The 1,627-nt window shown below is 64.4% G+C and carries 2 protein-coding genes; one reads left to right on the top strand and one right to left on the bottom strand.

Annotated features, from left to right (window positions below; all coding sequences use genetic code 11):
• Positions 1 to 374 precede the first annotated feature (374 nt).
• Entirely contained in the window at positions 375 to 986 is a 612-nt protein-coding gene (locus ACFWF3_RS35205) for a hypothetical protein (protein ID WP_379318446.1), read from the top strand.
• A gap of 333 nt (positions 987 to 1,319) precedes the next feature.
• On the opposite strand, the gene ACFWF3_RS35200 is transcribed toward ACFWF3_RS35205, so the two are convergent.
• The coding region (locus ACFWF3_RS35200) for a hypothetical protein (RefSeq protein WP_379318444.1) at positions 1,320 to 1,627 on the bottom strand (308 nt) is incomplete at its 5' end.

Below are 1,627 nucleotides of genomic sequence, written 5' to 3'. Positions count from 1 at the left end.
CCCCACGACGACCGAAAGCGCCAGGTAGAACGCACCTGCCAGGGCAAACACCGCCCCTATGGACACGCCGAGCATGGCTAGGTTTCTTCGACGTGCCATCTGTGTTGTCCTACTCATCCGCTGGACATCCCCGACCGACGTCCCACTCGCCTGACAGTTCTTACACGGCACACACGAACGTGTCGAATTGTGAATCTGCGTCTTTTAACAATGCTAAACACTGGTCCACCGCCCAATTCGACACGGTTCACCGACAGCCGGAAAAGGATGCTATTGTCTGCCCGATCTCACTGGCGGACAACACGGTTCGTGCCCCGAGCAGCGGCACGCCGTTTTGCCGCGCAAACTTTCGTGATGCGTAAAGGAATTCCCTGATGAAACTCGGTTACTTCCCTGCTGCCACGCTCCTGGTCGGCGCCGCCGTCTGGATCACCGCGGGGACCGCCGCCGCGCAGCCGGTCGCACCGCCGCGCCCTGAGGTCACCACATCCGGGGTCGACCAGTCCGTGCACTACGAGGCCACCCTCACCGAGTTCTCCCGGGTGCTGACCACCACCGTCGCCGGCGGCACCTTCACCACCACCGACGACAACACCGCGGTCACCCTCGTCGCCGACTCCGGCGCCGTCGTCACCCGTATCCCGCTCACCTACCAGATCTCCGGCAAGGAGATGCGGGTTGCGCAAACGATCTCCGACAACGGCCGTCACCTCGTCCTCGCCCCGCAGGCGAGCGCCACCGGAATCGGCGAGATGCAGGCCATCAGCCCCATGTCCCAGCTGACCAACGAGATCAACCGCAACGTGGTCGGCGTCGTCGCGGGCGGCATCCTCGGCGGCCTCATCGGCACGGTCCTCGGCTTCGGCTTCCTCAGCATCATCACCGGCCCCGTCGGCCTGGTCCTGGGCGCCATCGCCGGCGGCTACGCCATGGGCGGCCAGCCCTTCCTCGACGCCGTCACCGCCGCCGTCAGCGGCCAGCCCTGATCTACCGACGCTCCCGGCCGCGGTATCCCGCGGCCGGGCGTTCCGATCAGCCGAGTCGTTGTGGTCAGGTACCCGGTCAACGGATAGCCGGGTACTGACCAGAGCGCCAATCGGACAGGCGTAGACGGATCGCGTCGACCATCGGAAGCGCGTCGGTGTCCGCACAGGTGACTTACCTACGCCACCGTGCTGGAGAGCGACCCAAACGGGTGGCGGACCCGGGTACTGGACGCCGTGCGTTGGTCTTTGGCTTGTTCCGGGATTGGGTACACACAGCCGTGTCGTTTGTCGCCAACCCGAACGGGCTGCCGTTCACGCACAGAGGCTCACAGATCAAGGGTGAGTCGAGGGAAAGTCGATAGCAACTACGCATTCACCGTTGTAACCGTCGAGGTCGTCGGCCAGCCAGCTTTCATCGGGCCGGATCTTGTGAAACCGGAACGTACCGTTGGTTTCGTCGGTCGCGATGATGCATCGCAGCGGAATCGACGCGTCTAGTTCACCAGCCAGTCGCCCGACCTCCCGCGCCAGTGCGATCCCCTGCCGAAGCAGGGTTCGCTGCGCGTCGACGCTGACGATCGGCCCTTCGGCGTACGTAGCCTCAACGGGCACAAAGTCTTCGAGATGGAAGCTGGTATGAG

The organism is Nocardia sp. NPDC060220 (genome assembly GCF_042727815.1).
Lineage (GTDB): Bacteria > Actinomycetota > Actinomycetes > Mycobacteriales > Mycobacteriaceae > Nocardia.
The sequence above is the reverse complement of the archived record's forward strand: the minus strand, read 5'-3'. Positions and strand labels throughout refer to the sequence as shown.

Excerpts from the sequence above, each read along its gene's own strand:
- ACFWF3_RS35205 (WP_379318446.1), top strand. The coding sequence starts at position 375 with ATGAAACTCGGTTACTTCCCTGCTGCCACGCTCCTGGTCGGCGCCGCC.